The organism is Burkholderia sp. MBR-1 (assembly GCF_013822785.1).
Classification (GTDB): Bacteria; Pseudomonadota; Gammaproteobacteria; order Burkholderiales; family Burkholderiaceae; genus Burkholderia; species Burkholderia vietnamiensis.
This window is the reverse complement of the sequence record NZ_CP053609.1, coordinates 1,857,869-1,882,097: the sequence shown is the minus strand read 5'-3', so window position 1 is coordinate 1,882,097 and position 24,229 is coordinate 1,857,869. Positions and strand designations below refer to the sequence as shown.

Sequence of the window (24,229 nt, the reverse complement as noted above, 5' to 3'; positions counted from 1 at the left end):
CCCAGCAAGGAGACATTCATATGGCACACATCGGTTTCATCGGCCTCGGCATCATGGGCGCGCACATGGCGCGCAACCTGCTCGACGGCGATCACCAGCTCGTCGTCAACGGCGCGTTCCCGATTCCCGACGATCTGCGCGCGCGCGCGAAGGTCGTCGGGAATTCGACCGAAGTCGCGCGCCACGCGGACGTCATCATCTCGATGGTCCCCGACACGCCCGACGTGCGCAACGTGCTGTTCGCCGACGACGGCGTCGCGAACGGCCTCTCGGCCGGCAAGCTGGTGATCGACATGAGCTCGATCTCGCCGCTCGACACGCAGGCCTTCGCGAAGCAGATCAACGCGCTCGGTTGCGACTACCTCGACGCGCCGGTGTCCGGCGGCGAAGTCGGCGCGCGCGAAGCGACGCTGACGATCATGGTCGGCGGCCCCGAGCAGGCGTTCGAGCGCGCGAAACCGCTGTTCGAGAAGATGGGCAGGAACATCACGCTCGTCGGCGACAACGGCGCGGGGCAGACCTGCAAGGTCGCGAACCAGATCATCGTCGCGCTGAACATCGAAGCGGTCGGCGAGGCGCTGCTGTTCGCCGCGCGCTCGGGCGCCGATCCGGAACGCGTGCGCCAGGCGCTGATGGGCGGCTTCGCCGCGTCGCGCATCCTCGAAGTGCACGGCGCGCGGATGACGAAGCGCACGTTCGAGCCGGGCTTTCGCATCGAGCTGCACCAGAAGGATCTCAACCTCGCGCTCGACGGCGCCCGCAAGCTCGGCCTCGCGTTGCCGCACACGGCCAGCGCGCAGCAGCTGTTCAGCGTGTGCGCGTCGCACGGCGGGCGCGCATGGGATCACTCGGCGCTCGTGCGCGCCCTCGAGTTCATGTCGAACTTCGAGATTGGGCAACAGCCGGACGCGTAATGCGGCGTGCGTAATGCTGATTGCTGATCGCGCATCGCATAACGCGAATCACACAGCGAACGCGTGCGACATACACGCGGCCCGGCCACGGCCGGTCGCATCGATGCGCGACTGCACGCGCATCACGTTGGGGCGCCCTGCCGCGCATGGCGATATGCGTGCGCGACGGGGCGAAAAACGCCGCTCTGGGCTGAGAGCGACGTGGTGGGGTCCGCAGCGGCACCCGGCGACGCCGGGGAAGCCTTGGTCGGTCAGACGTCGTCGTCGGGTGTCCGCCTGTCGGATTTCGCGTATTACATTTCTTTACGTTCGGGCGTGCGATTTTTCATGCAATCGCCGCGATGAACGCCTACACTTTCGCCACGCCTTTCGAGAAATCCGCCGCGCCGCGCGCCACTCCGGTGAGCGCGTGCAGCGCGGTGTTTTTTTCGCCACTTCACGGCGCATTTCGTTTCAACACCTAGGGAGTGCAGCGATGGGTCTTCTTTCGTTTATCAAAGAGGCGGGTGAAAAACTGCTGGGTCATGCCGACGCGCAAGCGGCGGAAAATCCGAATGCCGCGAACCAGACCGCGGCCGATGCGATCAAGCACTACATCAACACGCAAGGTCTCGACACGTCGAACCTGACGGTCGCGTTCGACGGCGCATCGCGCACCGTCACGCTGTCGGGCAGCGTGCCCGACCTCGACACGAAGGCGAAGGTCAAGGTCGCGGCCGGCAACGTGCAGGGCGTCGCCGGCGTCAACGACGACGACCTCCAGCCGGACGATCCGGAAGTTCAGTACCACGACGTGAAGCCGGGCGATACGCTGTCCGCGATCGCGAAGGAAGTGTACGGCGACGCGAACAAGTACCCGGTGATCTTCGAGGCGAACAAGCCGATGCTGTCGAGTCCGGATCGGATCTATCCGGGCCAGAAGCTGGTGATCCCGCCGCAGTCCTGAGCGTCCGGCGCGACACCGACATAAAAAACGCAGGCCGTCGGCCTGCGTTTTTCATTGCACGCGACACGCGCCGCCCTATCAGCGGCCGGCCGTCACAGCGTATCGAACACGCGCTGCAATGCGTCGCGCCCGTCGATGCCGTTCGCGAGTGCGAGCATCAGCAGCACGCGCGCCTTGAACGGATTCAGCGACCCGGCGCTCACGAAGCCGAGCGCATCGTCGTTGGCGGCGCCGTTGCGCATCACGTGGCCCGAGCCGACGCGCGACGCACGCACCACGGCAACGCCCGCGTTCGCCGCATCGGCGAGCGCCGCCTGCAGCGTCGCATGGATCGAGCCGTTGCCGGTGCCCGCGACGACCAGGCCGCGCACGCCGGCCGCGACCAGCGCGTCGACCGCCGTGCGCGTCGCGCCCGCATAGCTCGCGACGACTTCGACCGCCGGCCACGCGGCCGCGATCATCAGTTGCGCGTCGCGGCTGCGCGTCGCGCGGCGCGCGAACTCGACGCGACCGTCCTGCACCCAGCCGAGCGCACCGAGCTCCGGCGAATGGAATGCGTCGACCGCGTAGGTGCTCGTCTTCACGACGTCGCGCGCGGCATGGATGCGATTGTTGAAGGCGAGCAGCACGCCCTGCCCGCGCGCGGCCGGATGCGCGGCGACCGTCACCGCGTTCAGCAGGTTCAGCGGGCCGTCGGACGACAGCGCGGTAGCCGGCCGCATCGCGGCGGTCAGCACGACCGGTTTGTCGCCGGTCACGACGAGATGGAGCGCGTACGCGGTTTCCTCGAGCGTGTCGGTGCCGTGCGTGATCACGATGCCGTCGATCGACGGGTCGGCCATCAGCGCGTCGATGCGCGCCGCGAGCGTATTCCACAGCGGCAGGGCGAGGTCCTTGCTGTCGATGCTCGCGACCTGCTCGGCGTCGACGCGCGCGACCGATGCCAGCGCCGGCACCGCGTCGAGCAGGAAGTTGACGCCGAGCGCGCCGGCCTGATAGCCGGCCGTGCTGGCGGCGTCCGGCGCGGCGCCGGCGATCGTGCCGCCGGTCGCGAGTACGGCGATGCGCGGCAACGCCGGCGCGGACGAAGGAGATGCAATGTTCGAAGTGTTCATGGCCGCGATTGTAATGGCTTGCGGCCGGCCCGCCGCCAAGTTCGGCGCGCGCACCCTCGACGCGGCCGCCGCGCGTCATGGTTTGTCCCGATGATCGGCGCACGCGTGCCGTCAACGATCGAGTCGGCCGCCGCGTTATAGGAAGGCCGTTTTGGTGTTTTCACATTGATTTGCCATAATCGGAGCGCGCGGCGCGATGCGGCCCTGTTGCCGCTGCGGCGCGCTTCGTGACGGCGTCGATATAGAACGCAATTCACCCCATGGGAGTGTCGAAATGAAAATCCAATCGCTCGTAGCCGCAGTCCTTCTCGGCGGCATGCTGGCTTCCCCCGCTTTCGCGGCGAACAGCCAGCAGGACAAGATGAAGGCCTGTAACACGCAGGCCGCCGGCAAGACGGGCGACGAACGCAAGGCGTTCATGAAGGACTGCCTGTCGGCCAAGCCCGCGAAGAAGATGTCGCAGCAGGAAAAGATGAAGGCCTGCAACACCCAGGCCGCCGACAAGAAGGGCGACGACCGCAAGACGTTCATGAAGAGCTGCCTGAGCAATCAGCCGGCCAACTGAGTCCCGGCGCTCCCGCGCGAATGCCGCGCACCGCTTCGGCGGGCGCGGCATTTTTCATTTCCGGTGCGTTTCGTTGCGCGTGCATCGACCGGCGCGATCGCGCAGCCTGCCTCGACGCGCCGGCCCGCACACCGGCCCCGTTGTGTCCGGTGCGCCTCCCTGCGCTGCCGCGTCGCCTGGGCCGCATCGCGCCGTTCGAACACCGCCACATGGTGCGGCAATTCGCCGCGATTTCTTCTATGATGGCTGCAACGCGGCCCATCCAAGTACAAGAAGCGCCATCGGGCCGCCCTCGACACGGACGCATAAGCCGCGTCAAACGGAGGCATGGATGGCATGGAGACAACACCGCTGGTTCCGCCGCTGGCTGATCGTGATCGTATTCTGGGCCGTGCCCGTGGCGATCGTCGCGGTGCGCGAGATCCGCGAGGAAATGGCGTACAACAACGCCGATCTGCAACTCGCGCTGACCACCTGGCAGCTCACCGACGCGCAGCAGGCAGCCGGGGCCGCCGCGAAGTGCCACGGCGACGCTGACGCCGCGCGCGCGGCCGGCTGCCCCGCCGACGTGCTGGCCGCCAACGCACCACGCCAGCAGGCGGCCCGCGACGAATATGTGCTGCGCCGCAACACGCTCGCCGCGTATCTGTGGCACGCGTTCGTCGGCTACTGGGTCGTGCCAGCCGCGTTCCTGTTCGCGTGCGGCGTCGTGATCGCGCTGCTGCGCCGCGCGTTGCGACGCCCGCCGATCAAACCGCCCGCCCCGCCTGCACCGCCCGTCACGCATTGAGGCCGTCGGCGGCGTCGGTGGCTCGCCGCCGACGCCCACGCGGGCGCATCGGCCCCCGTTGGCGCACCGCGACAAACCGACACGATTTGACGCTTTTTCTCTCCACGATGAAAAGGGGTTGTAATCCCCTGTGATATAACGTCCGACGTGATCCGCTCCGTGAGCGAGACTCACTCCGAACATCATCTGATGGAGAAGAACGATGCAAAAACGGAATCTCGTGGCGAAAGCCGCCGCTGCGCTCATCGTCGGCAGCCTCGCGCTGACCGGTTGCACCACCACGCCCGACAAGCCGGACAACGCCGCGACCAACGCGTCGAAGCGCCAGGCGATCGACGCGAGCGTCGACGCAACGCTGTCGCGCCTGTATTCCACGGTCAAGGGCTCGCGTGAACTCGTCGCGAAGTCGCGCGGCGTGCTGGTGTTCCCCGACGTGATCCAGGCCGGCTTCATCGTCGGCGGCCAGACCGGCAACGGCGCGCTGCGCGTCGGCGGCGCGACGGTCGGCTACTACAACACGTCGTCGCTGTCGGTCGGCCTGCAGGCCGGCGCGCAATCGAAGTCCGTCGTGTTCCTGTTCATGACGCAACAGGCGCTCGACGAATTCCGCGGCTCGGACGGCTGGGCCGCCGGCGCCGGCGCATCGGTCGCGCTCGTGAAGATGGGCGCGAACGGCGCGATCGACACGACGACGGCCACCGCACCAGTGCAGGTCGTCGTGCTGACCAACGCCGGCCTGATGGGCGACGTGTCGATCAACGGCACGAAGGTCACGAAGCTGAAGATCTGACGCTGCGGCGTCCCCGCCCGCGCGCGGGCGATGTGCAAACGGCGATGTCCAGTGCGGACATCGCCGTTTTTTCATGGGCGCGTCGGGTCGGTCAGGTCGTCGAGTCGATGACCTTGAAGCGCGACCGCTTCTGCGCGCGTATCAGCGACTGGTAGACGTCGACGTACTGCTGCGCCATCCGGCGCGACGTGAAGCGCTCCTCGAAGCGCTGGCGCACGCGGGTGCGCGGCAGCAGGTGCAGCCGATTGACGGCGGCCACCGCGCTGATCTCGTCCTCGACGATGAAACCGGACACGCCCTCGTCCACCACTTCCGGCACGGCGCCGCGATTGAACGCGATCACCGGCGTGCCGCACGACATCGCCTCGATCATCACCAGCCCGAACGGCTCCGGCCAGTCGATCGGAAACAGCAGCGCATGCGCGCCCGACAGGAACTCGGCCTTTTGATGATCGGCGATCTCGCCGATGTACTCGACGTGCGGCAGCGCAAACAGCGGCTCGATCTCGCGCTCGAAGTATTCCTGGTCGGCCGCGTCGATCTTCGCGGCGATGCGGATCGGCAGCCCGCACTGCTGGGCGATGCGGATCGCCGTATCGACGCGCTTCTCGGGCGAAATGCGGCCGAGGAACGCGAGGTAACGCGGCTCGACCGGCTGCGGCAGATACAGCGTGTCGGGCAGCCCGTGGTAGACGGTCGTCAGCCACTTCGCCTGCGGCAGCGGCTGACGCTGCGAATTCGAGATCGAGATCACCGGCGCGGTGTCGAAAGTGTCGAACACCGGCTGCTGCTCGGGTAAGTCGAGCCGGCCGTGCAGCGTCGTGACGAACGGCGTGTCCTGCCGGTTGAACACCGAAAACGAGTAGTAGTCCATGTGGAAATGGAGCACGTCGAAATCCTTCGCGCGCCGCGCGACCGTCTCCATCAGCAGCATGTGCGGCGCGACGCGGTCGCGGATCGACGAATCGAGCCGCAGCGCGCGCGGCCACACCGGCTCCAGCTTGGCCTGGGTCGTCGAATCGCCGCTGGCGAACAGCGTCACGTCATGGCCGAGGTCGACGAGCGCTTCCGTAATGTAGGACACGACGCGCTCCGTGCCGCCGTAGAGCTTCGGCGGCACGGATTCGGTCAGCGGGGCGATCTGCGCAATTCTCATAGTCCACGTCTCCTGTGCTCGGCGGGCCGGCGAACGCGGTGCCGACCGATCGTCCGACGCAAAGCGGGCCAGCATGGCCGTCGACACCGATATCCCGTCATTATTCGCGATCGCGTCGCACCGCGCTGCCGCGTCTTTCACTTTATGGGGCTTGTTACAGCGCGGATACATTCGCCGCGCCGCTTCGAACGCGCGCCGCCACGCATGCCCGTCAGCGCGCCGGCCACTTCCACGGCGGCAGATCGCGCGCGTCCGCATCGACGAGCGCCGTCGCGCCGAGCTGCTTGTCGAGCACCAGCGACTCGCAACCGGCCTCGCGCTCGAGCGTCGCGATCAGCCGCGCCGCGTGCGACACGACCAGCACCTGCGAACGCCGCGCGGCCTGCGCGATCAGGCGGCCCAGCGCCGGCAGCAGATCGGGATGCAGGCTCGTCTCCGGCTCGTTCAGTACCATCAGCGCGGGCGGGCGCGGCGTCAGCAGCGCGGCCGCGAGTAGCAGATAACGCAGCGTGCCATCCGACAGTTCGGCCGCCGCCAGCGGTCGCAGCAGCCCCGGCTGACGCATCAGCACATCGAAGCGGCCGCGCCCGCCCGGATTGTCGATGTCGATCGACGCGCCCGGAAACGCGTCGTCGATCGTCGCATCGAGCGCGGCGGCATCGCCGATCTCGCGGATCGTCTGCAGCGCCGCCGCGAGATCGGCACCGTCGTCCGCGAGCACCGGCGTGTGCGTGCCGATGTGCGACTGCCGCGCCGGCGCCCGGGCATCGGTCCGGAAATGGTCGTAGAAGCGCCACGAACGGATGCGCTCGCGCACCGCGATCATCTCCGGCGCGCCGACCGGATCCGCGAATTCGGTCATCATGCTGTCGAAGCTCGCCACCGGCTGCGGCACCGTGCGCCAGTCGCCCGACGTGGTGCGCGTGCGGATCTGTGCGCCCTGTCGTTCGACCAGCAGCGTCGACGGCCGCAGCAGCGCGCCGCTCCAGATACATTCGCGTTTCACGACGGGATCGAGCGTGAATTGCGAGCTGCTCGGCACCGGCAGGCCCAGATCGATCGCATAGCCGAAGTCGGCGCACGCAAAGCCGAGCTTCAGGCTCACGGGCCGGTTGCGCACCGTGCCGGTCACCGGCGTGTCGCCGGCGAGCATCGCGCGCGAGAAGCGCTCGGGGCCGGCCCAGAGCGTCGACGGCAGCCCGCCTTCGCGGGCGAGCGACGGGATCACGCGCCCCTGTGCGGTGTCCGCCAGCAGCCGCAGCGCGCGATAGACGCTCGACTTGCCGCTGCCGTTCGGCCCGGTGACGACGGTGAGCGCCGCGAGCGGCACGATCAGCTCGCGCAGCGAGCGGTAGTTGGCGATGGCGAGTGTCTTGAGCGCGGTCATGGGCAGGAAGCGGCCACCAGTCGCGGCACGCGATCAGCGGCCTTCGGCGACCTGCGGGTCGGCCGCCGTGTTGGCCGCGGTGCTGGCGGCGGCAGACCGCGTGTGCGGCCGTTCGGGACGCGGGCCCTCCGGCGCCGCCTCATGCGGATACAGCTCCATCCGGTCGCGCGGCAGGCACTGCGGATAGTTGGCCTGCAGATACGCGATCAGGCCCTCGCGCACGCGGCACCGCAAGTCCCAGCACGTGGACGAATCGGCCGCGCTCACCAGCGCACGCAACTGCATCGTGCGCTCGCTCGCGTCGGTCACCTGCAGCACCTGCACGCGGCCGTCCCATTCGGGCGCGGCATGGACGAGCCGCGCGAGCTCCTCGCGCAGCGGCGCGAGCGGCGTGCGGTAGTCGACCGACAGGTACACCGTGCCGATGATCTCGGAGCTGCTGCGGGTCCAGTTCGTGAACGGATTTTCGATGATCCACTGTAGCGGCACGACGAGCCGCCGCTGGTCCCACAGCCGCACCGACACGAACGACCCGGTGATTTCCTCGATACGGCCCCATTCGCCCTGGATCACGACGACGTCGTCGAGCCGGATCGGCTGGGTCAGCGCGATCTGCAGCCCGGCGATCAGATTGCCGAGCACCGGCCGCGCGGCGATACCGGCGACGAGGCCGGCCACGCCGGCCGACGCGAGCAGGCTCGCGCCCACCTGGCGCACGTTCGGAAACGTCATCAACGCACCGCCCGTGCCGATGATCACGATCAGTACCATGACGGTCCGAACCAGCACCTTGGCCTGCGTATGGATGCGCCGCGCGTGGAGATTGTCGGCCGTATCCATCGGATGGGCCTGGATGATCGCGTCGCCGACGCCGGCCGCGAGTCGCACCAGCAGCCACGTGAGCGAAACGATGGTGCCGACCGCGGCCGCGGAGCGCATCCCGCCGACGAACGACATCGCGTCGTTCGCCTGCAGCCATACGAACTCGAGCGCGAGCAGCACGAGCGTGACGAGCGACGGCTTGTCGATGTAGCGCAGGATCACGCTCAGCAGCGGATACGGCCGCGCGATGCGATGCACGATGCGCGCGCCGATGCGATGCACGATCACGAAAACGAGCACGACGAGCGCCGACACGCAGAATGTGCCGAGCCACGAATGCAAGGGCGCATCGGCGATGCGCTGCACTTCCTCGATTGAAATCATCGGCGTCCGGGATGCTTCGGTTATGACCCGTACTGGCGTCGTCCTGGATGCGTCGGCGAGGTCCGGGCGGCGTGCGCGCCCGGACGCGGCGTCAAATCAGTTGCCGCCCCTGCACGGGAACGCCTTGCCGAGTCCGAGCGACACCGCGGTGCTCGCGTTGTAGTCGGCCAACTTCGGGTTCTCGGCGATGTACTTGCGCACCGCGTCGGTCATTTGCTGCGCCCGGATGTCGGGCGGCAGGCAGAAATACTGGCCGACGCGCGGCCCCGTCGTGCCGCCGATCGCGTCGATCGTGTTGTAGACGCCATCGGCCGCGCCTTCGATATAGGCCGCGCACGACGCCCGCGACTTGACGTCGGTCTTCGCGCACAGCCGGTCGAGATCCGCGCCCGTGAAAGCCGCCGCCGACAACGGCACGGCGAACGCCGCGGCACAAAACATAGCCCGCAACATGGTGTTCCTTATGTCAATGCGGCGCGAGGCCGCTTACTGCGACGATCGGTGCGGCGGCAACCGGCCGCCGCGCCGAAAACCGTCATTTTGCACTCTTTTGGGCATCTGCCGGCGCAGACGCGCCGACGCGCACCGTCCGCTTGCTCAGGATCTCGATCGCATCCGGCGCGTTGTAGTGCTTCGCGAACTCGAGCGCGGTGATGCCGAGCTGGTTCTTCACCTGCGGATCGGCGCCCTGGTCGAGCAGCAGGTTGACCGTCGACGCGTGGTTGCCGCGCGCGGCCATCATCAGCGGCGTGGTGCCGTTCGGCGACGCGGTGTCGATGTACGCGTCGTGGTCGAGCAGGATCTTCACCACGTCGTCGTGGCCGTTGGTCGCCGCGTAGTGCAGCGGCGCCCAGCCCTTCTTGCTGACTTCCGCGCCCTTGTCGATCAGCAGCTTGACGAGCCCGGCGTCGCCGTTCAGCGAGGCGAGCATCAGCGCGTTCTCGCCGGCCTTGTCCTCCTTCTCGAGATCGACGTTCGGCGTAGCCGCGAGCGCGGCCGCGACCTTGTCGGACTTTTCGCGCGCGGCGATCACGAGCAGCGGGTCGCCGTTCGGCGCGAGCGTGTTCGGATCGAGCTTGCCGGCCTTCAGCTGCTTGCCGATGTCGGCGATGTCGTCGAACTTGACGGCCTTGACGATCGCATCGAGCGACTCGGCATGCGCGCCGGCAGCGGCCATCAGGCCGCTCGCGGCGAGGACGGCGGCGGCGAGTGCGCGTTTGGGCAGGTATGTGGTCGACTTCGTCATTGTTGTGGGCTCCTTCCCTGGGTTGTCGGCCGGGTCGCGCGTGCTCAACGGGCGATCCTGAACAGCCGGAAAAAATTCTGCGTCGTCGCATCGGCGAGCGCCTCGACGGCGATCCCGCGTTGCGCGGCGATAAAGCGTCCGACATGGCTCACGTACGCAGGTTCATTCGGCTTGCCGCGATACGGCACCGGCGCAAGGTACGGCGAATCGGTTTCGATCAGCAGCCGCTCGAGCGGCACGCGCCGCGCGACGTCCTGCACGTCGGTCGCGTTCTTGAACGTGACGATCCCCGACAGCGAAATATGGAAGTTCTGCGCGAGCGCCTGCTCGGCGACCGGCCACGGCTCGGTGAAGCAGTGCATCACGCCGCCCGGCACGTGCGCACGCTCCTCGGCCATGATCCGCAGCGTGTCTTCCGACGACGAGCGCGTATGAACGATCAGCGGCTTCATCGTCGCGGTCGCCGCGCGGATATGCGTGCGAAAGCGTTCGCGCTGCCATTCCATGTCGGCGATCGAGCGGCCTTCGAGACGGTAGTAGTCGAGGCCCGTCTCGCCGATCGCGACGACCTTCGGATGCGCGGCCAGCTCGATCAGCTCGGCGAGCGTCGGATCATGCGCGTCCTCGTGATCGGGATGCACGCCGACCGACGCGTACACGTTGTCGTGCGCCTGCGCGATCGCGAGCACCTCGGGCAGCGTCTCGAAATCGACCGAGACGCACAGCGCATGGGTGACGTCGTGCTCGCGCATGTTCTCGAGCACGGCCGGCAGGCGGTCGGCGAGACCCTTGAAATTGATGTGACAGTGAGAATCGACGAACATCGTGTTTCCTGAATTCTTGGGACGGGCGCGAGGCGCTCGCCGGCAATCGTTTCCGCACAATACGGAAACAATCGTTGCTCAGACGAAGATTTCCCGATAACCGAGAAACAGTTCCTCGAATACGAGCCGGGCGTTGAGCGGATGGTTCTCGACCATCCGCTGGCGCGTCACGGTCTTCATGAAGCGCGCGAACGCATTGGCGTCGACCGCGTGCGCGCACCGCGCGAGCGCGGCCGACTGCATCGGGAAGTAGCGCGGCGCGCCGGCCATCCGCTGCGCGAGCAGATCGTACAACCAGCGCTGCAGCCAGCCGAGCACCAGCGGCACCGGCAGCTTCTGCAGCGTCTCGCCGCAGGCGAACGGATCGCACGCGGCGCCCGCCGCGAGCTGGCCGAGCGTGAAATCGCGCAGCGGACGGTTCTCGTCGCTCGCGAGCGCGAGCGCCGCGAGCGGCGCCCCGCCCGCTTCGGCGAGCAGCGCGCGCGCATCGTCGATGCCCTGCGCGGCGAGCCACGCCGCGGCCGCATCCGGCGCCGGCACGGTCATCGGCCACTGCCGGCACCGGCTGATGATGGTCGGCAACAGCCGGTCGATGCGTGCGGACACCAGCAGGAACACGACGCCCGCCGGCGGCTCTTCGAGCGTCTTCAACAGCGCGTTCGACGCGGCGACGTTCAGCGCCTCGGCCGGATACAGCACGACGACGCGCGCGCCGCCGCGGTGCGAGCCGACGCCGCAGAAATCGAGCAATGCGCGCACCTGCTCGATCTTGATCTCCTTGCTGGGCGCACGGGTTTTCTTGCCGCCTTCGTCGGCGTCGGCCGGCTTCGCGTCGTCGGCCGCGCCGGGCGCCTCACCGGCGAGCGCCTCGGGCAGCACGATCCGGTAGTCGGGGTGGTTGCCCTGCGCGAACCACGTGCAGGCCGCGCAGGCGCCGCACGGCTGGCCGTCCGGCCGCGGCGACTCGCACAGGAAGCCCTTGGCGAGATGCTGCGCGAACTGCAGCTTGCCGATCCCGGCCTGACCGTGCAACAGCAGCGCATGCGGCCATTGCGCGCGCAGCTGCTGCAGGCGGTTCCAGTCGTCGGTTTGCCACGGATAGATCATCGGATGCGTTCCTTCGGGTTACAGCGCGGCGAGCACGCGCTCGAGCCGTCCGCGAATCTCGGGAATCGTCTGCGTCGCGTCGACGATCGTGAAGCGATGCGGCGCCTCTTGCGCGCGCCGCAGGTATTCGTCGCGGGTGCGCGTGAAAAACGCGTCCGTCTCGCTCTCGAACTTGTCGGGCGCGCGCGCGGCGCCGCGCCGCACGCTCGCCACCTGCGGCGCGACGTCGAACAGCACCGTCAGATCGGGCTGAAACCCGCCCTGCACCCAGCGCTCGAGCGCTTCGAGCTTGTCGCGCGGCAACCCGCGGCCGCCGCCCTGGTAGGCGAACGTCGCGTCGGTGAAGCGGTCGGACACGACCCAGTCGCCGCGTGCAAGCGCCGGCTCGATCACGCGCGCGAGATGCTCGCGGCGCGCGGCGAACATCAGCAGCGCTTCAGTCTCGAGATCCATCGGCTGGTTCAGCAGCATCTCGCGCAGCGCCTCGCCAAGTGGCGTGCCGCCCGGTTCGCGGGTGACGACGACCTGCCGGTCGCCCGCGGCGAGCTTCGCCTGCAGACGCTCGCAGAACCATTGCAGATGGGTCGTCTTGCCCGCCCCGTCGATGCCTTCGAACGTGATGAATTTACCGCGCGCCATCATTGACCTCGTATGTACTTGTCCACGGCCTTGTTGTGATCGCCGAGCGTATCCGAGAACACGCTCGTGCCGTCGCCCTTCGCGACGAAATAGAGCGCGCTCGTCGGGGCCGGGTTGATCGCCGCCTGCAGCGACGCGACGCCCGGCAGCGCGATCGGCGTCGGCGGCAGCCCGCGCCGCGTGTAGGTATTGTAGGGAGTGTCGGCCTGCAGGTCGCGCTTGCGCAGATGCCCGTCGTACGCGTCGCCGAGGCCGTAGATCACCGACGGATCGGTCTGCAGCGGCATCCCGATGCGCAGCCGGTTCGCGAACACGGCCGCGACGAACGCGCGGTCGGCCGCATGGCCGGTTTCCTTTTCGATGACCGACGCGATCGTCAGCGCTTCGTAAGGCGTCTTGTACGGCAGCCCCGGCGCGCGCGCCGCCCAGGCTTCTTCGAGGCGCGTCTGCATCAGGCGATACGCGCGGCGATAGATGTTCAGGTCGCTCGTCCCCTTGTCGAACAGGTAGGTATCGGGGAAGAACAGCCCTTCGCCGCTGCCGCGCCGGATCACGGTGTCCGGTGCGCCGATCGCGCGCAGCAGCTCCGCGTCGCTCATGCCGGCGCTCGCGTGCGCGAGGTCGGGATTGCCGTCGAGTTCGGCGCGCATGCGCTTGAAGGTCCAGCCTTCGATCACCGTGGCGACGTACTCGTTCACGTCGCCGCGCGCGATCTTCTGCAGGATGGCGTACGGCGTGATGCCGCTCTTGAATTCGTAGTTGCCGGATTTGAGGCGGCTCGACAGCCCGAGCACGCGCGTCATCGCGACGAAGCCGAGCGGCTCGACCGGCACGCCGCCGCGCTTGAGCTGCAGCGCGACGCTTTTCACGCTGCTGCGCGGCTTGATCGTCACGTCGAGCGACGCCGCGCCCAACAACAGCGGCCGGGTCGCCCAGTAATAACCGGCGCCCGCGCCGGCAGCGGCCACAACGACGGCCAGCGCCGCGACCGTCGCGACGCATTTCTTCAGTAGGGACATGGAAACGAGACTCGGGTAAGACCCATATAATACTTGCTCGCCTTCGTCAAAGTCAGGGTTGACTGTTCCCTCATTCCATGAGCACACCGTTCGCTTCACCGGCTGCCCAGCCCGCATCCGCCTCGCTCCCCGTTTTCCCCCGCCCGTCCGCCGCCGATTTCGACGCGCCGGCCGCGTGCATGCCGCTTGCGCAGTTCGGCGTGATCGACGTGGCCGGCGACGACGCCGCGACGTTCCTGCACGGCCAGCTCACCAACGACATCGAGCATCTCGATGCGGCCAGTGCGCGCGTGGCCGGCTACTGTTCGCCGAAGGGCCGGCTGCTCGCGTCGTTCCTCGCGTGGCGCGAGGGCCACGGCGTGCGCCTGCTGGTGTCGAAGGACGTGCAGGCCGCCGTCCAGAAACGGCTGTCGATGTTCGTGCTGCGCGCGAAGGCGAAGCTGTCGGACGCGAGCGACGCCGTCGCGGTGGTCGGCTTCAGCGGCGACGTGCGCGACGCGCTGTCGGGCGTGTTCGACGCGCTGCCCGACGGCGTGCACGTGAAGGTCGACGGCCCGGCCGGCGTGCTGATCCGCGTGCCGGACGCGGCCGGGCGCAAGCGCTACCTGTGGATCGGGCCGCGCGCCGAGGTCGACGCGCGCATCGCCGCGCTCGCCGGCACGCTGCCGGTCGTGTCGCCGGCCGTGTGGGACTGGCTCGACGTTCGCGCGGGCGAGCCGCGCATCACGCAGCCGGTCGTCGAACAGTTTGTCCCGCAGATGGTCAACTTCGACGTGATCGGTGCCGTTAACTTCAGGAAGGGGTGCTACCCGGGCCAGGAAGTCGTCGCGCGCAGCCAGTATCGCGGGACGATCAAGCGCCGCACCGCGCTCGCGCACGTCGCCGGCGAGACCGACAGCGTGCATGCCGGCGTCGAGCTGTTCCACAGCGACGACCCCGGCCAGCCGTGCGGGATGATCGTCAACGCGGCGGCCGCGCCCGCGGGCGGCGTCGATGCGCTGGTCGAGATCAAGCTCGCCGCGCTCGACAGCGGCAGCGTGCACGTCGGCGCGGCCGACGGCCCGGCGCTCGCCTTCGACACGCTGCCGTACGCGTGGCCGACCGACGCGTAGCGCACCGCCAACCCGTTCGCACGCCGGTTCGCCCTTCGCGGCCGGCGCCCGAGCTTTCCTGCGAGAGATTCGCCCGATGTGTCTGATTGCCTTCGACTGGCAGCCTGATGCCGCCGCCGGTCCTGTATTTACGCTGGCCGCCAACCGCGACGAGTTCTTTCGCCGGACGAGTGCGCCGCTTTCGTGGTGGGAAGACGTGCCGGGCGTGCTGGCCGGCCGCGATCTCGAAGCCGGCGGCACATGGCTCGGCGTGTCGCGCGACGGCCGCTTCGCCGCGCTCACGAACTACCGTGCGCCGTTCGACATTCGCGCCGGCGCGCCGACCCGCGGCAAGCTCGTGTCGGATTTCCTCGGCGGCCCGGGCGTCGCGCCGCTCGATTACCTCGGCGCACTGGCCGAGCACGCGGCCGTCTACAACGGCTTCAACCTGCTGGTCGGCGACTGGAAGCGGCGCGAGCTCGCGTGGCTCTGCAATCGCGCGGCCGAAGGCGAAAGCCGTGTCGCCGCGCCGATGGCGGTCGGCGCCGGCGTGCATGCGCTGTCCAACGCGCGGCTCGACACGCCGTGGCCGAAGGTCGTGCGCAAGCGCGCGGAACTCGGCACGCTGCTGACCGACAACGCGACGCCGTCGCTCGACGAACTGATCGACCTGTTGCGCGATCCGCGCGTCGCGGACGACGACGCGCTGCCGCACACCGGCATTCCGCTCGAGCGCGAGCGCGCGCTGTCGGCCGCGTTCATCGAGACGCCCGAATACGGCACGCGCGGCACGACCGCGCTGCGCGTGACGATGAAGGAAGGCGTGCGACTCACGGTCGACATCAAGGAGCGCTGCGACGACGACGGCTCGCATCGCACCGTCCGCCCCGGCACGTTCGAGCGCGCGTTCACGTTCGACATCGACGCGACACCGCCGCGCGCCGTCCGCTGACACGCGTCGCTGGGCGTTAGGCGCTATGGCGCGCGCACCATCTCGACGTGCGGCACGCCGAGCGCGTCGAACGGTTCGCCGATCGTCGTGAAGCCGTGGCGCAGGTAGAACGGCACCGCTTCGTCCTGCGCATAGAGCCGCACGAGCGGCTCGCCGCGATGCCGCGCCGCCTCGAGCAGCGCATGCAGCACGGCGGAGCCGGCGCCTTGCCGGCGCGCGTCCGCCAGCACCGCGACGCGGCCGATCGTGCCGGTGCGCAGCAGCCGCCCGGTCGCGACCGCGCGCCGTGCGCCGCTCGCCCGATCGACGCGGTACGCCACCGCGTGCAGCGACAGCGGATCTTCATCGTCGAGCTCCCACTCGGGCGGAATCCGCTGCTCGCGCACGAACACCGCATCGCGGATCCGCGCGGCATCCGCGCCGAGCACCGCCCAGTCGCCCGTCTGCGTTTCCGTTTCGACCCAGCCGTCCGTCATCGCTTCCTCCGCGCGACGCCGGGCGCCGCCGCCGTCAAACGCCGTCGAACCTTCGTCAAACGCCGTCGAAGGCGGCCCGCAGCGCCGCCGTCGCGTCGGCATGCGCGACGCGCACCTCGGGTATGTAGCCGCCCATCTTGAAGAACTCGTGGATCATCCCCGGGTAACACACCAGCGCGACCGTATTGCCGGCCGCGCGCAGCTTCTGTGCGTACGCGGCGCCCTCGTCGCTCAGCGGGTCGTATTCCGCGGTCGCGATCCACGCCGGCGCGACGCCGGCGAACGACGACGGCGCGCCGCGCGTGCCGTCGAGCGGCGCGAAGCGCCAGTCGTCGCGGTCGGCCGGCTCGCGCACGTATTGCGAGAAGAACCACTGGATCGTGTCCTGCGTCAGCAGATAACCGTTCGCCAGCCGCGCGTGCGATTCGGTCGCCTGGTGGCCGGTCACGCCCGGATAGATCAGCAGTTGCAGCGCAAGATGGATGCCCGCGTCGCGCGCCAGCACCGCGCACACGGTCGCCAGCGTGCCGCCCGCGCTGTCGCCGCCGACCGCTAGCCGCGCGGCGTCGATGCCGAACGCGGCGGCCTCGCGATGCAGCCAGCGCAGCGCGTCTTCGGCATCGTGCACGGCGGTCGGGAACTTGTGTTCCGGCGCGAGCCGGTAGTCGACCGACAGCACCGCGCACTGCGCGTCGCGCGCGAACATCCGGCACAGCGCGTCGTGCGTGTCGACGCTGCCGACCGTGAAGCCGCCGCCGTGGTAGTAGACGAGCGCCGGCAGCGGCTCGGCGAGGCTCGGTGCGACCGGCAGGTAAAGCCGTGCGCCGATCGTGCGGCCGTCGCGGGTCGGCACGACGCAGGCGTCGACCGAATGCATCGGCGCCGGCGCGACGTCGAGGATCGGCGCGCTTTTCTCGTACGCGGCGCGCGCCTGCTGCGGCGTCTGATGATGATAGGACGGACGTTTGGCACGCTCGATCATGTCGAGCACCTGCGCGATCTTCGGATTCAGCGGCATCGGTGAGGACGGCGCGCGCGGCGCCGTGAACGGACAAGCGTCACATGATGCCATGCGCCGAGCCGTTGGGCGGCGGCGGCACTGCGGAGGGTGTGGCGAAGGCTGCGGCCGAGGTGTGCGTGAGGCAACGATGGCTTCGTTTGCCGCGCACTGCCGAGCCGGCGGCGCGCCGGACGCGCCGCGCAAAATGAAACGGCCCTGCCGTGATCGGCAGGGCCGTGCGTGCGGACGCTTACGCGTCGCTCGGGCCCGGATGGGCGTCGGGCGCCGTGCGCGTGCGTTGCCGCTTGATGTCGCGGCCTACCGCGAGCCGCCGCATGTACTTGAACGTGCCGAGCGCTTTCGCAACGAAGTTGCCGTCGCTGTCGCGCACTTCGCCTTCGCAATACGCCATCGTCGTCGAGCGATGCATCACGCGGCCGTACGCGCGCAATTCGCCGCGACCCGGCTGCATGAAGTTCACCTTCATCTCGACCGTCACGACGCCGACGCCGTCGTCGGTCAGGCTGCGTGCGGCCATCGCGAGCGCGATGTCGGACAGCGTCATCGTCACGCCGCCGTGCGCGATGCTCCACGTGTTCATGTGCCGCTCGTCGAGCGGCAGCACGATCTCGCTCGCGCCGTCCTTCGCGCTGACGAGCCGCACGCCGAGCAGATCGACGAACGGGCTTTCGATCGACGGGCCGTCCGTCGGAGATGCCGCGTCGCTCATCGTGCTGCGTTGTCGCACAGATAGTCGACGCACTGGCGCGATTCGGCCACCGCCATCACGAATTTCTTCACTTCCTGATGGACCGGGTGAACCTGGTACGCATCGAGCGCCGCCTGGTCCGTGAAATCGGACACCAGCACGATGTCGGACGTCGCTTCGAGGCCCGGCGTCGCGACGCCGACGTCGAGTTGCAGGATGCCCGGTACGAGGTCGCGGCAGCCTTCGAGCTTTTCTTTCAGCTTCAGCGCGTTCTGCGCGCGCGTGCCGCCCTCGGCAGATTCCTTCAGCTTCCACATGACGATATGTCTGATCACTTCGTTCGCTCCAGTTCGTGTTGGTTCGGCGATTTGCCTGGAACCCTTGCCAGTCGGGCGTTGGACGCCCTTTCATCGTTCGCTATCGTTCGTCGGAAGTCGCGTCCATCCGAGAAAAAAGGCGTATCACTTCGACCATCCAGAGACGATACGCCTTTTTCATCTGGCCACTTATCGACATCAGGATCCGACGAGCGAGGCAGACAACAAGCCTACCAAACTTACCGGCGGCAATGGACTGTATCTGTTGGTGAAGCCGTCCGGCTCCACCACGACGCGGAGTAGCCATCGGACGCCGCAACTCTCCGTGCGATGGATCCGATCTGGTCATTCATCGCGCGAGCGTACTAGTCCAAGACAAGAGCAACGAATCCGCTCGACTGCGCTATCTTCGAGTCCTCGGATTCTCCTCCTCGTCAATCGACCGATGAAACCCGCTCTAAGCGAACCGTCCGACATTCTGATCACTGAGCGTCTGTCGCTACGGCTAGCGAGCCGCCGACATGCGTCCGCTTTGCTGGGATACTCAGTTCAGAATACGCCTCGAACGTCGGATCGATCTGACCCGTGCTGGGATTGGCCGAGTTGCCTTGGCATTGACCTGTCGATCGAGCTCCGGCGTTCCCCGAGCGTTGCCGGGCCCAGCGTTTGTGACCTGATAGGAGCTTTGTCCTGCACCGTGAGTGTCCTGTCCAGCGAGTGGGATTGGCGATGCGTCCACCACGACGGAAACACGCATGGAACAACACGAAGTCATCCTGGGCGTCGACACGCATCTCGATACACATGTCGGAGCAGTAATCAGCGAAACAGGAAAACTCCTTGGAACCCTTTCGGTGCCGGCCGAGACCGCGGGATATCTCAAGCTGCTGACCTGGGCGAATTCTCTCGGTCACCTGCGTCGGGCTGGCGTTGAAGGTACCGGCACCTATGGCGCAGGCCTTGCCCGCGTGTTGCGCGATCACGAGATTGAGGTGCTGGAGGTCAATCGTCCGGATCGGGCTGCGCGTCGATCGCGCGGAAAGTCCGATCCGACCGATGCAGAAAACGCCGCGCGTGCGGTCCTCGCCGGGAAGGCAACTGCGATTCCCAAAGAGCAATCTGGGGCGGCCGAAGCAATGCGAGCTGTTTCCGTTGCTCGTCGCAGCGCCGTCAAAGCCAAGACGCAGGCGATCAATCAGTTGCGAGCCTTGCTGGTGAGCGCGCCGCAGGACATCCGCGAACGCCTTCTGAAGACAAAGACCGCCGAATGCGTTGCCAACTGCTCACGGCTGCGCTCGTTGGGTAACACGCCGATGTTGCAGACTCTGGCCACCACGCTGCGCTTGTTGGCAAAGCGCTATCTCGCGCTGGCGGAAGAACTCACGACGCTCGATGCGATGCTCGAACAACTAACCCTCAAGCATGCCAGACGGCTTCGGGAACGATTCGGTGTTGGGCCTCAAACGGCGGCAGTGCTTGTTGCCGTTGCAGGCGACAATCCGGAACGGTTGAAAAGCGATGCCGCGCTCGCCGCGCTTTGTGGCACGAGTCCATTGCAAGCATCTTCCGGAAAAACGGTCCGACATCGCCTGAATCGAGGCGGCGACCGCGCTGCGAACAACGCCTTGTGGACCATTGCCATGGTGCGAATGCGCAGTGACCCGAGAACCCGCGCATACGTCGAGCGACGGACCAAGGAAGGAATGTCGAACAAGGAAATTCATCGCTGTCTGAAGCGTTATATCGTCAGGGAGATGTACCCGCTCATTCTTGCCGACTTAGCCGATTCAGCCCGTACCACTTGACATAGGAGCGTCATTGCATTGCCAATCGCGCACATTTGTCGCCATGGGAACCGTCCCGGTCCGAATCGTTCTACACGTTGCCGTCGATTGAGGCACGGCTCGAATCCATGGAAAGGGAGATCGCGGCTGGGCTCGCCATACATCTGTTGTTGTTCGACAAAGAGGAAGACCGGCTGATCGGCGACTGCAATTTTACGAACATCGTACGAGGGCCGTTCCAGGCATGTCACCTTGGCTTCTCGATTGCGCATGATCATGAGGGACGCGGGTTGATGCGCGAATGTCTCTCTACCGCTATCCAGTATCTGTTCGCCGAGCTTGGGTTACACCGTGTCATGGCGAACTATCGACCCGAGAACAAGCGAAGCGCGCAGTTGCTCAATAAGCTGGGCTTCGAGCAGGAAGGCATCGCGCGCGCCTACTTAAAAATAAATGGCGTCTGGGAGGATCATGTCCTGACGTCACTGATCAATCCAGCGGACGTCTGATCTCTCGTCAAGACGACCGCCTTGCCACGCTCACGTCTGACGGCTCGATCACGTATCGGGCTGGAATCAAGCAGCGGCCACCTGATCGCCACATCGGCCCATCGAGCGGGCGACGTCCACAGGTTGTAATCCGTGCGGCGCATGACGGGCGGCTTGCGCCCCTGCTCCTTCGCCCTGTCGATGCGCCGTGCGTCCGTCATACCCTCGCCCGGCTCACACGCCTAACCGCCACCACCCTCTTTCACCCCCTTCCCCGAAACCGGCCGAAGCATCGCCCGCATCGCGCGACTCGTCAGCAACTTCTCGTATGCCGCCGAAGGCATCGCATCGATCATCAGGCGGCCGCTGACGTCGGCCTTGATGTACTCGACGGCCAGCAGCGCAATGACCGGGTTGGTTGTCACCGTGGCCTGATCGGGCGTGTGGTCGCCGAACTCGGCCACCACCGCATCGTCTTCATCTGCGACCACCACCGCAAGGCGACGGCCGGACAGGCGCAGTCTCGCGCTGGCCCCACATTCGGCCATGTCGTACGTGTGCGGCCCTTTCAACGTCCGCTTGCCATAGATGGCGACATGGGTGTCGATCCCCCGCCCGCTGGCCGCTTCGAGCAGCGGGCCCAGTTCGTCGAGCTCCTCGTCCCAGATACCGGCGAACAGGCTGGTCTGCGCATTCGAGATCACCCGCGCAAAGGCCTGCACGATCGACTCCGCGCCACTGAGCGACCAGACCAGCCCCGGTTCCTGTTGAACCGGCAGCCGATCCAGCGCGGACGCTGCCGACTCGAGGTCGGCGTTGAAGCGCGAGCGCAGCTCGGCCAACAGTGACGTGTGCGGCACGGCCGCGTACCGCACCGGCTCCGAGCGGTTGACGAGCACGGCTCCCCGCGTTTCCAAACGAGCCAGCGTCTCATACACCTTCGAGGCCGGCATCGATGCCCTGCGCCCGACTTCCGCTCCCGTCAGCGCGGCCTGACCAACCAGGGCCGCGTATGCCTGCGCTTCGTACTGGGTGAATCCCAGTCGCGTCATGGAAGCGATCAATTCTGCGTCTGCCGTCATTCGGGACTCTTTTCTGTGGAAAGGGAGTTGACTAACTACCGCAGTAGTATACGATCGCATTCAACTACTACCCAAGTAGTTATTCCAGAACCCTCCTCTCATCGAAGGACGATCCATATGCGTCAACTCATCAGCACCGGCTCCCCGTGGGAACCGAAGGTCGGTTACTCGCGGGCCGTGATCGTGAACGACACGATCTACATTTCAGGGACGGCCGGCAAAGGCCCGGACGTCTACACGCAAACGCGGGATGCCCTCGCCACTGTCGAGAAGGTGCTGCTCGACAACGGATTCCGGTTGGATGACGTGGTGCAAAGCCGGCTGGTCGTCGCGGACTTCGAACACTGGGAAGACGCTGCGCGCGCGCACGGCGAGGTCTATGGCGAGATTCGACCGGCGTTCTCGCTCGTGCATGCGCTGCCGTTCGTCGACGACGCGATCCTCGCCGAAGTCGAGGCCATTGCCGTCAGGGCCGGCAAATGACGGGCCGGGCCGAGCAGAACGCGCGGCTGTCGGGCCGCGCGGTAGCGGTGCTTTCGATCGCCGCGGGCGGCGCCATCGCGAACGACTACGCGATGCAACCGGCGCTTTCCTTCATCGCCGCCGATTTCGGGGTGCCGGTCGCACCGATTACCGCCGTCGCGTCCGGCGCGATGATCGGCTATCTGCTCGGCCTGGTGCTGCTCGTGCCGCTGGTCGACAAACTCAGTCCGCGCACGTTGATTCCGGGGCAGCTTGCGGCGCTCGCGTGCGCGCTGGCGCTTGCCGCGTACTCGCCAGGCCCGGACGCGCTGATTGCGTGCTTCGTTGTCATCGGCGCGACGACGACGGTTGCGGCGCAAAGCAGCGCCGTCGTCGGCAAGTGCGCCGATCCGCACCGCCGCGCGCGGCTCATGGGGACGATCTCCGCCGGCATATCGGCGGGGATCTTGCTGAGCCGATTCGTGGGCGGCGTTCTCGCGCAGTGGTATGGATGGCGAGGCGCGCTGTTGACGTTCGCGGCCTTCGCGGTCGTTTCAGCCCTTTGCGTCATGCCATTACTACCCGCGCAACGGCCGCCCGGGCATACGGGCTACTTCTCGACGTTGCGTTCGATGCCGTCGTTGTTGCGGGCCTCCCGGCAGCTGCGGTTGCGCATCTATGCCGGGATGCTGTGGTTCCTTGCTTTCAACCTGATCTGGGTCGGGCTTGCGGTGCGGCTCGCCGCGCCGCCGTACAACCTGGATGCGGCGGCCATCGGACTGTACAGCCTGGCCGGACTCCTCGGCCTCGTCGTCACGCGTGTCGCGGGCCGCCTGGCGGACCGGTTCGGCAGCCGCGCCGTGATCGTCTGCGGCCTGGCGGTTGCGGCGGCGTCCGCATGTGCGCTGACCGTCTCGCTCGGCCACCCAGCCGCGACGGCGGCCGCGCTGGCCGTATTCGATGCCGGTTGTTTCGCCGCCCAGGTCGCCAATCAGGCCAGCGTCGTTGCGATCGAGCCGGCGCGCGCCGGCGCACTGAACTCGGCGTACCTGACCTTCTACTACGTCGCGGGCGCGATCGGTACGGCCATCGCAGGTCTCGTCGTCACCAGCGCGGGTTGGGAACCGCTCGTCTTGTTGGCGGCGATTTCAACGGCCGCGGCGGCCATGATCGGCGCGCTCGTCGTTCCATCCGTGCCGGCTCGGAATCGCGCCGACCTTCAACCTCACAATGGAGACACCGGGCAGATTCGATGATCACGCATCGAATGGCGGAATTTTCGCGGACAACTAGAGCGTGCTCAACGAAAGCGAGGAAGTCTTGCCGAAGCGGCCTGAACCAGGCAAGAATCCGGTGACCAGCCGGCGGACCATGACCCGTACGCGCCACCATCGAGCAACGCATCGCCCCGCTGTCGGCAGCGATGGATTCACACCACGTGGAACACCCCATGAACTACCGTTCAGCAGCAGTCGTCGCGGCGTCGATGTCCATCGTGTTCGGCATGGTCGTCGCCTCGCCGCCCGCCTTTGCCGAAGTCACGCCACGCCAGCAGGACGTCGCCCGACACGGCGCGCAGGTGATGCCGTTCTCGCTCGCGGCCACGACCCATATCTTCACGAAGACCGCCGACGGCGGCATCCAGCGGGTCGTCACCAAGCGTCGCGACGCAAAGCAGACCGCGCTGATCCGCGAGCATCTGGCCACGATCGCGCGTCGCTTCTCGTCAGGCGATTTCGGTGCACCGGAGAAGATCCACGGCGCCGACATGCCGGGGCTCGCCGCATTGCGTACGGCACAGCCGGGCGAGCTCGAGATCGACTATCGGGACGTGCGCGACGGCGGCGAGATCGTCTACCGCAGCGAGCAGCCGCGTCTGATCGCGGCGCTTCACGACTGGTTCGACGCGCAGTTGTCCGATCATGGGCACGATGCGAAGGCCGGGCACGATCACGACGCGATGCATCACCACCCTGCCGACGAATCGACGCCGTAAAGATCGCCGCCACGAAGCGCGCATGTGAGTTCCCGAAACGCAGGCGCGACATCCGTTCTTCACTGCCATCCCGACTGAAGGCCATCAGCCCGTCGCGCTCGCCGCCCTTTCCACCGTGGCCCGTTCTATTGAACCGGCACGTTGCCGAGATGGAACCCGGCGAACACG

At 67.3% G+C, this 24,229-nt stretch carries 28 protein-coding genes; 13 read left to right on the top strand and 15 right to left on the bottom strand.

The genetic code is table 11. The features are described from left to right. Positions 1-20: 20 nt before the first annotated feature. From MBR110_RS08640 to lysM, 3 genes are all read left to right on the top strand, one after another. Complete coding sequence (locus MBR110_RS08640; RefSeq protein ID WP_046426104.1) at positions 21-914, top strand: 2-hydroxy-3-oxopropionate reductase; 894 nt, start codon at positions 21-23, stop codon at positions 912-914. Positions 915-1,255: 341 nt separating this feature from the next. Continuing rightward, entirely contained in the window at positions 1,256-1,378 is a 123-nt protein-coding gene (locus MBR110_RS32075; RefSeq protein ID WP_014723130.1) for a hypothetical protein, read from the top strand. 11 nt (positions 1,379-1,389) lie between these two features. Next, the gene (gene lysM / locus MBR110_RS08635) at positions 1,390-1,860 is read left to right on the top strand and encodes a peptidoglycan-binding protein LysM (RefSeq protein ID WP_014723131.1); all 471 of its coding nucleotides are present in this window, start codon (positions 1,390-1,392) and stop codon (positions 1,858-1,860) included. 92 nt (positions 1,861-1,952) lie between these two features. Here the strand turns inward: lysM and MBR110_RS08630 are convergent, their stop codons facing one another. Beyond that, positions 1,953-2,975, bottom strand: a complete 1,023-nt coding sequence (locus tag MBR110_RS08630; protein ID WP_034195367.1) for an asparaginase — start codon at positions 2,973-2,975, stop codon at positions 1,953-1,955. A gap of 274 nt (positions 2,976-3,249) precedes the next feature. On the opposite strand from MBR110_RS08630, the gene MBR110_RS08625 reads away from it, so the two are divergent. The 3 genes from MBR110_RS08625 (at position 3,250) to MBR110_RS08615 (ending at position 5,120) form a co-directional block, all read left to right on the top strand. Then, a complete protein-coding gene (locus MBR110_RS08625; RefSeq protein ID WP_034195366.1) occupies positions 3,250-3,540 on the top strand; it encodes a PsiF family protein in 291 nt (96 codons plus the stop codon). Positions 3,541-3,871: 331 nt separating this feature from the next. Next, positions 3,872-4,330 carry a hypothetical protein gene (locus MBR110_RS08620; RefSeq protein WP_034195365.1) on the top strand — a complete coding sequence of 153 codons (459 nt, stop codon included), beginning with the start codon at positions 3,872-3,874 and terminating at the stop codon, positions 4,328-4,330. A gap of 202 nt (positions 4,331-4,532) precedes the next feature. Then, entirely contained in the window at positions 4,533-5,120 is a 588-nt protein-coding gene (locus MBR110_RS08615) for a BPSL1445 family SYLF domain-containing lipoprotein (RefSeq protein ID WP_011885032.1), read from the top strand. Between the two features lie 91 nt (positions 5,121-5,211). Here MBR110_RS08615 and MBR110_RS08610 read toward each other — a convergent pair whose 3' ends face one another. From MBR110_RS08610 to mltG, 9 genes are all read right to left on the bottom strand, one after another. Next, a complete protein-coding gene (locus MBR110_RS08610) occupies positions 5,212-6,276 on the bottom strand; it encodes a glycosyltransferase family 4 protein (protein WP_011885033.1) in 1,065 nt (354 codons plus the stop codon). A gap of 211 nt (positions 6,277-6,487) precedes the next feature. Beyond that, positions 6,488-7,663, bottom strand: coding sequence for an AAA family ATPase (locus tag MBR110_RS08605; RefSeq protein ID WP_014723137.1), 1,176 nt, complete (start codon positions 7,661-7,663; stop codon positions 6,488-6,490). Positions 7,664-7,696: 33 nt separating this feature from the next. After that, positions 7,697-8,869 carry a mechanosensitive ion channel family protein gene (locus tag MBR110_RS08600; RefSeq protein WP_011885035.1) on the bottom strand — a complete coding sequence of 391 codons (1,173 nt, stop codon included), beginning with the start codon at positions 8,867-8,869 and terminating at the stop codon, positions 7,697-7,699. 96 nt (positions 8,870-8,965) lie between these two features. Continuing rightward, positions 8,966-9,322 (bottom strand): Rap1a/Tai family immunity protein, encoded by a 357-nt coding sequence (locus tag MBR110_RS08595; RefSeq protein ID WP_011885036.1) that lies wholly within the window; start codon positions 9,320-9,322, stop codon positions 8,966-8,968. Between the two features lie 82 nt (positions 9,323-9,404). Next, complete coding sequence (locus tag MBR110_RS08590; RefSeq protein ID WP_011885037.1) at positions 9,405-10,115, bottom strand: ankyrin repeat domain-containing protein; 711 nt, start codon at positions 10,113-10,115, stop codon at positions 9,405-9,407. Between the two features lie 44 nt (positions 10,116-10,159). Then, entirely contained in the window at positions 10,160-10,939 is a 780-nt protein-coding gene (locus MBR110_RS08585) for a TatD family hydrolase (protein ID WP_011885038.1), read from the bottom strand. 78 nt (positions 10,940-11,017) lie between these two features. Continuing rightward, positions 11,018-12,046 (bottom strand): DNA polymerase III subunit delta', encoded by a 1,029-nt coding sequence (locus MBR110_RS08580; protein ID WP_059461295.1) that lies wholly within the window; start codon positions 12,044-12,046, stop codon positions 11,018-11,020. 18 nt (positions 12,047-12,064) lie between these two features. Further along, positions 12,065-12,685 carry a dTMP kinase gene (gene tmk, locus MBR110_RS08575; RefSeq protein WP_059461296.1) on the bottom strand — a complete coding sequence of 207 codons (621 nt, stop codon included), beginning with the start codon at positions 12,683-12,685 and terminating at the stop codon, positions 12,065-12,067. Further along, complete coding sequence (gene mltG / locus MBR110_RS08570) at positions 12,685-13,704, bottom strand: endolytic transglycosylase MltG (protein WP_011885041.1); 1,020 nt, start codon at positions 13,702-13,704, stop codon at positions 12,685-12,687. The genes tmk and mltG overlap by 1 nt, the downstream gene beginning before the upstream one ends. 77 nt (positions 13,705-13,781) lie before the next feature. On the opposite strand from mltG, the gene ygfZ reads away from it, so the two are divergent. Together ygfZ and MBR110_RS08560 are read left to right on the top strand one after the other, a co-directional pair. Continuing rightward, on the top strand, positions 13,782-14,816 hold the full coding sequence (gene ygfZ / locus MBR110_RS08565) for a CAF17-like 4Fe-4S cluster assembly/insertion protein YgfZ (protein ID WP_011885042.1): 1,035 nt from the start codon (positions 13,782-13,784) through the stop codon (positions 14,814-14,816). A gap of 76 nt (positions 14,817-14,892) precedes the next feature. Continuing rightward, positions 14,893-15,747: an NRDE family protein gene (locus tag MBR110_RS08560; RefSeq protein WP_014723141.1), complete on the top strand. Its 855-nt coding sequence runs from the start codon at positions 14,893-14,895 to the stop codon at positions 15,745-15,747. A gap of 23 nt (positions 15,748-15,770) precedes the next feature. Here the strand turns inward: MBR110_RS08560 and MBR110_RS08555 are convergent, their stop codons facing one another. From MBR110_RS08555 to MBR110_RS08540, 4 genes are all read right to left on the bottom strand, one after another. After that, positions 15,771-16,223: a GNAT family N-acetyltransferase gene (locus MBR110_RS08555; protein WP_011885044.1), complete on the bottom strand. Its 453-nt coding sequence runs from the start codon at positions 16,221-16,223 to the stop codon at positions 15,771-15,773. A gap of 55 nt (positions 16,224-16,278) precedes the next feature. After that, the gene (locus tag MBR110_RS08550) at positions 16,279-17,241 is read right to left on the bottom strand and encodes an alpha/beta hydrolase (RefSeq protein ID WP_034195363.1); all 963 of its coding nucleotides are present in this window, start codon (positions 17,239-17,241) and stop codon (positions 16,279-16,281) included. 232 nt (positions 17,242-17,473) lie between these two features. Then, entirely contained in the window at positions 17,474-17,953 is a 480-nt protein-coding gene (locus tag MBR110_RS08545) for a PaaI family thioesterase (protein ID WP_011885047.1), read from the bottom strand. After that, a complete protein-coding gene (locus MBR110_RS08540; RefSeq protein ID WP_034195362.1) occupies positions 17,950-18,267 on the bottom strand; it encodes a Dabb family protein in 318 nt (105 codons plus the stop codon). The genes MBR110_RS08545 and MBR110_RS08540 overlap by 4 nt, the downstream gene beginning before the upstream one ends. A 737-nt stretch (positions 18,268-19,004) precedes the next feature. Here MBR110_RS08540 and MBR110_RS08535 point away from each other — a divergent pair. Together MBR110_RS08535 and MBR110_RS08530 are read left to right on the top strand one after the other, a co-directional pair. After that, complete coding sequence (locus MBR110_RS08535) at positions 19,005-20,054, top strand: IS110 family transposase (protein WP_041493840.1); 1,050 nt, start codon at positions 19,005-19,007, stop codon at positions 20,052-20,054. Between the two features lie 35 nt (positions 20,055-20,089). After that, positions 20,090-20,542 carry a GNAT family N-acetyltransferase gene (locus MBR110_RS08530; protein ID WP_306306638.1) on the top strand — a complete coding sequence of 151 codons (453 nt, stop codon included), beginning with the start codon at positions 20,090-20,092 and terminating at the stop codon, positions 20,540-20,542. Positions 20,543-20,763: 221 nt separating this feature from the next. Here MBR110_RS08530 and MBR110_RS08525 read toward each other — a convergent pair whose 3' ends face one another. Next, positions 20,764-21,603: a TrmB family transcriptional regulator gene (locus MBR110_RS08525; RefSeq protein ID WP_059463330.1), complete on the bottom strand. Its 840-nt coding sequence runs from the start codon at positions 21,601-21,603 to the stop codon at positions 20,764-20,766. Positions 21,604-21,720: 117 nt separating this feature from the next. On the opposite strand from MBR110_RS08525, the gene MBR110_RS08520 reads away from it, so the two are divergent. The 3 genes from MBR110_RS08520 to MBR110_RS08510 all read left to right on the top strand — a co-directional run bounded on the left by MBR110_RS08520 (position 21,721) and on the right by MBR110_RS08510 (position 24,061). After that, positions 21,721-22,086, top strand: coding sequence for a RidA family protein (locus MBR110_RS08520; protein ID WP_045579018.1), 366 nt, complete (start codon positions 21,721-21,723; stop codon positions 22,084-22,086). Continuing rightward, positions 22,083-23,321 carry an MFS transporter gene (locus MBR110_RS08515; protein ID WP_181708988.1) on the top strand — a complete coding sequence of 413 codons (1,239 nt, stop codon included), beginning with the start codon at positions 22,083-22,085 and terminating at the stop codon, positions 23,319-23,321. Before MBR110_RS08520 ends, MBR110_RS08515 begins: the two co-directional genes overlap by 4 nt. A 194-nt stretch (positions 23,322-23,515) precedes the next feature. Further along, positions 23,516-24,061, top strand: a complete 546-nt coding sequence (locus MBR110_RS08510) for an aspartate carbamoyltransferase (RefSeq protein WP_181708987.1) — start codon at positions 23,516-23,518, stop codon at positions 24,059-24,061. The last annotated feature ends 168 nt before the right edge of the window (positions 24,062-24,229 follow it).